The sequence below is a fragment of the Vagococcus sp. genome, assembly GCF_052102835.1.
GTDB lineage: Bacteria > Bacillota > Bacilli > Lactobacillales > Vagococcaceae > Vagococcus.
The window spans coordinates 1-7,946 of record NZ_JBQEIL010000007.1 but is presented as its reverse complement, the minus strand read 5'-3'; the positions used below and the strand labels follow the sequence as shown (position 1 = coordinate 7,946).

6 protein-coding genes and 1 other annotated feature are annotated in these 7,946 nt (G+C 34.2%); all 6 genes read right to left on the bottom strand.

From position 1 onward, the window contains the following. Window positions 1–129: 129 nt before the first annotated feature. On the bottom strand, window positions 130–1,404 hold the full coding sequence (serS, locus tag ACTJFD_RS08035) for a serine--tRNA ligase (RefSeq protein ID WP_442260825.1): 1,275 nt from the start codon (window positions 1,402–1,404) through the stop codon (window positions 130–132). A gap of 60 nt (window positions 1,405–1,464) precedes the next feature. Continuing rightward, window positions 1,465–1,694: a binding site (T-box leader), on the bottom strand. 50 nt (window positions 1,695–1,744) lie between these two features. After that, entirely contained in the window at window positions 1,745–2,050 is a 306-nt protein-coding gene (locus tag ACTJFD_RS08030; RefSeq protein WP_442260824.1) for a MazG-like family protein, read from the bottom strand. A gap of 19 nt (window positions 2,051–2,069) precedes the next feature. Continuing rightward, window positions 2,070–3,362, bottom strand: coding sequence for a serine hydrolase domain-containing protein (locus tag ACTJFD_RS08025; protein WP_442260823.1), 1,293 nt, complete (start codon window positions 3,360–3,362; stop codon window positions 2,070–2,072). A gap of 174 nt (window positions 3,363–3,536) precedes the next feature. Next, the gene (locus ACTJFD_RS08020) at window positions 3,537–5,573 is read right to left on the bottom strand and encodes a heavy metal translocating P-type ATPase (protein WP_442260822.1); all 2,037 of its coding nucleotides are present in this window, start codon (window positions 5,571–5,573) and stop codon (window positions 3,537–3,539) included. A 155-nt stretch (window positions 5,574–5,728) separates the two neighbouring features. Beyond that, window positions 5,729–6,892, bottom strand: a complete 1,164-nt coding sequence (locus tag ACTJFD_RS08015) for a sensor histidine kinase (protein ID WP_442260821.1) — start codon at window positions 6,890–6,892, stop codon at window positions 5,729–5,731. Continuing rightward, entirely contained in the window at window positions 6,882–7,568 is a 687-nt protein-coding gene (locus tag ACTJFD_RS08010; protein WP_442260820.1) for a response regulator transcription factor, read from the bottom strand. The genes ACTJFD_RS08015 and ACTJFD_RS08010 overlap by 11 nt, the downstream gene beginning before the upstream one ends. Between the last annotated feature and the right edge of the window lie 378 nt (window positions 7,569–7,946).

The window sequence follows — 7,946 nt, the reverse complement described above, 5'->3', positions numbered from 1 at the left end:
GGCTCAACGCAAAACAAAAACAAATTATTAAAAAATAACAAAACACGCCCAAAAATATAAAATTTAATATTATTTAATAAAATTTCGTCTTTTTAAACGTATATCCTTTAAAATCGACGACTTTTTTTGTTATTTAGTAATTTCAGTAATACCACCCATATAAGGAACGAGTGCCTCAGGAATGGTTACACTACCATCTTCATTTTGATAGTTTTCTAAAATAGCTGCCACTGTTCGACCTACAGCTAAACCAGAGCCATTTAGAGTATGGATATAATTTACCTTACCTTCTGCATCACGGAATCTGATTTTAGCACGTCTTGCTTGGAAGTCTTCACAGTTTGAGCAAGAGCTAATTTCACGGTATGTATCTTGAGCAGGGATCCAAACTTCAATGTCATATGTTTTAGCAGCTGAGAAGCCCATATCACCAGTACATAATGTAATGACACGATAAGGCAAGTTTAATTTCTGAAGAATAGCTTCGCCATTATTTGTCATTTTTTCCAATTCGTCATAAGAAGTATTAGGATGACTTAATTTAACCATTTCAACTTTGTGGAATTGATGTAAACGAATTAAACCACGAGTGTCACGGCCAGCACTACCTGCCTCTGAGCGGAAAGAAGGGCTTAAAGCAGTGAAATAAACGGGTAACATATCTTCTGTTAAAATTTCATCACGGTAATAGTTAGTCAATGGGACTTCTGCCGTTGGGATGAGGGTGTAGTTTTCTTCTTTAATTTGGAAAACATCTTCTTTAAATTTCGGGAATTGACCGGTACCAAACATTGATTGATCATTGACCATATAAGGGGGAATCATTTCAGTGTAACCATGTTCAGTTACATGAGTATCCAACATAAAGTTATAAATAGCACGTTCTAAGCGAGCGCCTAAACCTTTGTAGAAAACAAAACGACTACCGGTTACTTTAGCTCCCCGTTCAAAATCTAGAATACCTAAATTTTCAGCAACTTCCCAGTGGGGTTTTGGTTCAAACTCAAAGTTTCTTGGTGTTTCCCAACGACGAACTTCTATATTTTCGTCTTCATCTTCCCCAACAGGTACATCGGCGTGAGGTAGGTTAGGTAATGTGAAAGAAATATATTGTAGTCTTTCATCAATCGCATTAATTTTGTCGTCTAAAACTTTAATGTTCTCGCCAACTTCTTGCATTTCTTTAATTTTGTCGTCAGCATTCTCTTTATTACGTTTTAATTGAGCGATTTCTTGAGAAACAGTATTTCTTAATTTTTTAAGTGTTTCTACTTGTACAAGATGATCACGGCGTTCAGCATCTAATTGAATGAATTCGGCTAAAACCTCTTCTTTCACTCCACGAGTTAATAATTTTTGTTTTGCTTCTTCGGTATGTTGACGTAAATATTTAATATCTAACATTTTTATTCCTCCTTTTAATTTTGAAAATAAAAAAACTCGCCCCAGTAACTTAAATAAAGTTACTGGGGCGAGAGTATATCGTTTTTCGCGGTGCCACCCATTTTTACACACTCATCGTGTGTATCTCAAAATAACTGATAACGGTAGTTAAAAACCGATATAACTTAAATGTCACCATGTTCGTTATATTCTTTAAATTGAGAAAGTGGATTCCAAATTTTTATGTATTGATTCGCAACAACCATCAACTTTCTGAAACATAAATAATAAGTACTAGTCTTTCTAGAATTAATCTCTTTAGATTTATTACAAGTATAACGATTTTTTTGAAAATGTCAAATCAGGATTTAAGATCCATGTGTTTTTTCCACTTTCGACTTTTTTCTTGGAGCAATTCGATAAGTTCGGTCTGTGTTGTCGGTTTTGTTTTATAAAAAAGTGCTGTCGCCACAAGGATGACATCGATGCATTCTTCTTGGACATCTTGAGTAGATAATTCTTTATAGTTAGAACCACTTGCATTAGTAAGACTTAAGATAGCTTGGGCAACTTCTCCTGTTTCTTCGCTTAATTTCAAGGCCATTTCAGTCAGGGATTTGGGTTCTAATTGTGCTAAAATTTCGATTTCTTTAAAAAGAGTATTCAAAAAAATCATCCTTTCATTATTAATATCCTCCCAAAGGTTCTTGAGTTGTTATATCGAAAATTTGCTTCGTTAATTCCATGTTAAGTTTATCATCTTGGTAAGTATTTGAAAAGAATAAAACAGCGGTATCAGCAGAAGGACTGAGCCAAATCGTTGGTTCATAGCCATTAAATAGACCGTGCCCTCGCATTCTATTCTCTTGCGAATGATAAAAACCAGACTTATAAGTATAGTCATAATTAGCTGGTGGGTAACTCCATAAAAGATTTAAAGATTCTTGATTCATTAGTTTACCATCCAAGAGAGCCTGAATATAAATCAAATAATCACTAGCAGAAAAAGCCCAGTTACCGACAGCAAATTCATTTATAAAAGCAGAGCGACCGATTTTAACTTCATTTTGCAAGGGGTTCTTGTGCTTGTATGAAGAAATTAAGATTTGTTGTTCTTTTTGTCGATCAAAAAGAAAAGAATGATCAAGATTTAATGGCTCAATTATTTTTTTATAAAGTAAATCATCGTAGGTTTGATTAGAAATTTTTTCAATAATTTCTGCTAAGAGAACATAGTTAACGTCTGCATAAGCCCATTTATTTAAAGCTCTATACTCTGTATGGGTGTGAACAAAATTCAATAATTCTTGATAGCTTTGTGTGTTTTTTGGTTTTTTGTCGGTTAAATATAACCCGGAGGTCATCGCCAACATTTGATTAAGAGTAATATTTTCACTATTTGGAATTTCTGGTAAAAATTGATTTAATTTGTCATCAAGCTTTATTTTTTTTTCTTCAACTAATTGTAATAAGAGAGTCGCGGTTAATGATTTTTGAAGAGAAGCAATCATATAGGAACTTTCAAAAGGATTACTCTCTTGTTTTGCAGCATCTCCGTAAGATTTAAATAAGACCATTTGATTGTTCTTAATGGTTAAGAACGTTCCAGAAATCTGGTGCTGCTCAATGATAGTATCTAATTTTTCTGAGAGCGGTTGATAAATTGTTGAAATGGTTTGATAATCATCAAAATTTAATCTCGGTGAAAATTGAACGTTATCAGAAACGAATTCTGTATTCTCAGTGCTATTTTCTTCAGAATTAAACTCAGAAGATGAAGTCGTTGTTTTGGTTTCTTCGGTCCGTAAAGTTACTTGTGGAATGTTGGGTAACGAGAATTTATCTTCAAAAAAAGGATACCAATAAAAAAGGTTACCTATCAAAATGATTCCGAAAAGAAACCCCATAAGTAAGGAAAAGTAGCGTTGTCGTTTTAGTTTTTTATAGATTTTTTCATAATCAGTCCGTGAACTGCTCATCTAAAAACTCCTTTCATGAGGGCTTGATAAACATGAGACTAAGTATAATACGAACGCTTCAATTCGTCACGAAAAAAATGGAAAAATCACCTTTATTTTAAGACACTCTTTACTTTTTTAACTAAAAAAAGCTAAATGACATTGATCAATGTCATTTAGCTTTTAATGATTAGGTTATTTTAGTTTTAACGACATCGCGTTAATCGCAACAATCACCGTACTTGCAGACATAAGGACGGCACCGACAGCAGGGCTTAGAATAAACCCAATCGGAGCTAAGACGCCAGCGGCTAGAGGAATTGCAAAGATGTTATAGCCAGCTCCCCACCAAAGATTTTGCTTCATTTTTCGGTTGGTATTTGTTGCTAAAGAAAGTAAGTGTAAGATATCTTCAGGATTGCTTTTGACAAGAATAATATCAGCAGAATCAATGGCAACATCTGTTCCGGCGCCAACAGCAACCCCTACATCTGCTCGAACTAAACTTGGAGCGTCGTTAATCCCGTCGCCGATCATCATCACCCGTTGTTTCTTTTCTTTATTCTCTTGGATAATTCGATCTTTATCCTCAGGACGTAATTCACTATAGACGTGGTCAATCCCTAGTTGCTTAGCAACAATTTGAGCAACATGTTTATTATCTCCAGTCAACATAACAGGTATAATTCCATGAGCTTTGATTTCGTCGATTAGTTTTTTAGATTCAGTTTTTATTTTATCTCCCTGCCCAATCATCCCTGCTACATTATCGTCAATTAATAAGTAACTAACAGAATTACCTAAGTTCGAAACATCTTTAAACTCTTCTTCATTAAAAGGAATTTGATGCTCAGTTAGATATTTAGCATTAACAATTTTTAAAGAGTGTCCGTTTAAAGTTCCAACGAGTCCGACACCAGCGACAGTTGACACATCATTAATTTCTTTTAAATTTAAATTTCTCAGACGGCTCTCTTTTAAAATACCAGTTGCTAGTGGGTGGCTTGAAAAAGTTTCTAAGCTAGCAAATAAAATTAAAATATCGTCCTCTGAATAATCTTCACGATAAGTAACGATATGATTAACAGAGAAAACACCTTCTGTTAAGGTTCCCGTTTTATCCATCATAATCGTATTAACTTTAGGAACTGATTCTAAAGCTAGACGGTTTTTTATTAAAAGTCCATTTTGAGCTCCTATTGAAGTTGTTCGCGCAACCACAAGAGGGATAGCTAAACCAAGAGCATGTGGACAAGCAATAACAAGAACAGTGACTAAACGTTCTAAAGAAGTATTCAAGTCATTCGTAAGTGCGTACCAAATAATAAAGGTCAGTAGACCTACGATAATAGCAACATAAAACAGAGCACTTGCGACTTTATCTGAGAGTGCTTCGGCATGTGATTTTTCTTGTTGAGCTTGATTAACTAAGTTCATGACTTGAGATAGGTAGCCACTTTCACCCGTAGCTTTCACTTTTACAACAATTGACCCATTTCCGTTACTCGATCCACCGATAACATCGTCGCCCTTTTTTTTCTCAATGGCTTTAGCTTCACCAGTAATAAGGGCCTCGTCAACTGTGGTTTGTCCTTCAACCACAACCCCATCGACAGGGATGTTTTCACCTGCATGTACGATAACTAAATCATTTATTTTTACCTCGGTTAAAGGTACGCTTTTCGTTGTGCCATCGCTCAGTTTAAGTAAAGCTTTGTTAGGTAATAATTCAGCCATTTTTTTTAAAGCATCACCTGCATTACCAACGGCTTTCATTTCAATCCAATGCCCTAGTAACATGATTAAAATCAGGCTAGCTAATTCCCAGAAAAAATCCATCAAATTTAGGCTTGGGTCTAATAAGTTACCAAAAAAAGCGTAAAGACTGTAGAGATAGGCAACCGAGATACCAAGTGTAATTAAAGTCATCATTGCTGGTTTTTTTTGTTTTAGCTCATCTTTTGCTCCCGAAATAAAAGGAGCCCCACCATAAAAATAAAGGAACGTTGCCAGAATAAGAACGACCCAGCCAGATCCAGGAAAAGTGAACTGAAAAGGTAAGGAGAGTCCCATTAGTGGCGAAAGAATAAGAATAGGAATTCCTAAAACTAAAGAAATGAAAAATTTTCTTTTGAAAAGCTCAGCATGGTCGTGATGTCCCTCATGTCCTTGATGATTTTCGTGTTCGTCGTGCGGGGTGTCATTGTGTGAAGCGTGATGTTGATGTTCCATAAAATTTTCCTCCTAATGATTAATTATTTATAATAATAGCTTAAGTTTACATGTGTAGATTGAAAAACTCAAATAATAACCTTTATTTGAGTTTTTGGTATAAAAAATAGACATATCTTCTATAAAAAGGTGATTTAAGAAGAGATGTCTATTATTTAATTGTTTTTTTCTGAAGTTAGAGGGAGGTGAATAATAAAAGAGGTCCACCCATTTTCAGAAGTAGCATAGATTGAACCATTATGAAGAGAAATGATACTATGAGCAATAGCTAAGCCTAAACCAGTTCCCCCTGTTTGCTGAGATCGTGAGCCTTCTACACGATAAAAACGATCAAATAAATGTTTTAGAGCTTGTTTAGGTATCTCAGGTCCATCATTTTTAATGGTGATAATCAATTCTTCTTTTATCTTTTTAATAGTAATGATAATCTTCTTACCATTAATGCCGTATTTTAATGCGTTAGAAAGCAAATTATCAAAAACACGAACTAATTTTTCTGGATCCCCTTTGATAAGAGGGTGTTGTGTTAGTGGATCTAAATCAATGGTTACATTTTTTTCAGAAGCTTGTAGTTCATAGTCAACAACTAATTGCTCTAAAAGCTCTTGCATATCAAACGTCATCAAATTTAAAGGCGTATCAGATTGTCTCACTGTGGTGTACTCAAAAAGATTATCAACCAAAACTTTCATTTGTTTTGATTTTTGAAAAGCAGTATGAGTATATTGAAGTAGCTCCTCCTGAGTCCGATAACGTCTTTCCTCAATCAAACCAAGATATCCAATAATAGAAGTTAGAGGTGTACGAATATCATGACTAACATTCGTAATGAGCTCATCTTTGGATTGTTCAATACGCCGTTCTTCTTCAATCGCCATTACGGTACTATCAACTAAGGCATTAATACTTTCAATAAGTCGGCCTAAGTCACCGCCCATTTCAAAAGGGATGCGGTGATCATAATGCCCACTAGAAATATAGTGAAGTTCACTGATGATGTGTCGTTGTTGCATTTGTTTATAGCGTCGAATCAAGCGCCAGTAAAGGACAATAATATCAATGACTAACATTAAAATTAAGACTGGCATTTTTAAAGATAGGGGATGATTACTATAAAAGGTATTATAGATAGAGGCTTTGATATTAAAAATCATATCGTCTACCGATCGATTTGTTTCAATAATCTGAATGATAATCATATAAACAGCAAGATTTAATAGAATCAATAAGATAACCGTAGCAATGCCTTCAATCAAAAGTTCACTTTTCTCTTTAGAAGTTAAATGAATTCGAGTCCCTTTTTTTTGTTCATCCTTCAATTTTATAGCCCACCCCCCAGACGGTTTGGATTACTTTCTCGCCATTGGTTGCTTCTTCGATTTTATCGCGTAAGTGACTAACATGGACCATCACCGTTTTAGCAGAAACCACACTTTCTTGTTGCCATACGCGTTCAAATATTTCATCAGAACTAAAAACACGGTTTGGGTGACTCGCTAATAAGTAAAGAATGCCAAATTCTAAGGCTGTAAGCTGAATGTTATTTCCAGTATCAGTAGTTACCTCATGCGAATCTTTTCTAATTATTAAAGGCCCAATTTCTAAAACATCTGGTTCTTGAGTTTGAACTTGCATCTGAGAACGACGAAGTAATGACTTCACTCGAGCCATAATTTCGAGTGGATTAAATGGTTTTGTAACATAATCGTCAGCACCAGCAATCAAACCTTGAATTTTATCCATGTCGGTTATTTTTGCTGTTAACATAATAATTGGAATTTGTGATTCTTTTCTAAGGTGTTTAACAAGCTCCATTCCGTCCATTTTAGGCATCATAATGTCTAAAATAATTAAATCGATATCTTTTGTGGTTACAATCTTACTTAAAGCCTCTTTCCCATCATATGCTTTAATGACCTCATAACCTTCATTTTTTGCATAGATACTAAGTAATTCTACAATTTCTTTATCATCATCCACAATAAGTAGCTTCATAAGAGAATCCCTCAACTTTCATTTCTATAAATTAACGTAACTACCATTATTGTAACAAACTAAGAATAAATAGAGAAATATTAAAAAGGATGTTTACAATTTTTTAAAAAAGTAGTATAGTAATCACGTTGCTGTTTTTTAATTTAATCGTTTCTAATTGATTAAAAAAACTGTTGACAGAAAAAAGAATACATGATATTATTTTCTAGTCGCTTCAAGTTCTTAAAAAAACGTCGAGTGACAAAAAAATAAAAATAAAAATAAAAAAATGTTGACAAGCACTTTATAAGATGTTATTATATAAAAGTTGCTAACGCGACAAAAAATAGACCTTTGAAAACTGAACAAAGTAAGACGAACCAAATGTGTAGGTGTTTT